The sequence below is a fragment of the Cupriavidus sp. SIMBA_020 genome (assembly GCF_046535395.1).
Taxonomy (GTDB): domain Bacteria; phylum Pseudomonadota; class Gammaproteobacteria; order Burkholderiales; family Burkholderiaceae; genus Cupriavidus; species Cupriavidus campinensis.
This window is the reverse complement of sequence record NZ_JAWRWU010001644.1, coordinates 1-237: the sequence shown is the minus strand read 5'-3', so window position 1 is coordinate 237 and position 237 is coordinate 1. Positions and strand designations below refer to the sequence as shown.

Genomic DNA, 237 nt, shown 5'->3' with positions numbered 1-237 from the left:
GTCGCCCAGGCCGCCCGTCTTTGCCAAGGGAAAGGCCTCGGCTGCCACGATCAGGATCTTTGTTGTCGTCATGCTTGCTCCGGGGGGATGCGGAGCACCCGGCAATCGGGGTCATGTCCGCAAGACCTGCCTGTACGCAAGAGGCATGCCCAGGGTCGCTGCATTGTGGCAATCGGCGCCGGCGGGCCCGGCCGCGTGTCGTTGTTGCCGACGTTTGTAATCGGCGCGCTTCAGGGA

1 protein-coding gene is annotated in these 237 nt (G+C 65.4%); it reads right to left on the bottom strand.

Annotation, left to right across the window (positions count from 1 at the left end):
• On the bottom strand, nt 1–72 hold a 72-nt coding region (locus tag SB751_RS35180), incomplete at its 3' end, for a glycogen/starch synthase (RefSeq protein ID WP_410749637.1).
• Between the last annotated feature and the right edge of the window lie 165 nt (nt 73–237).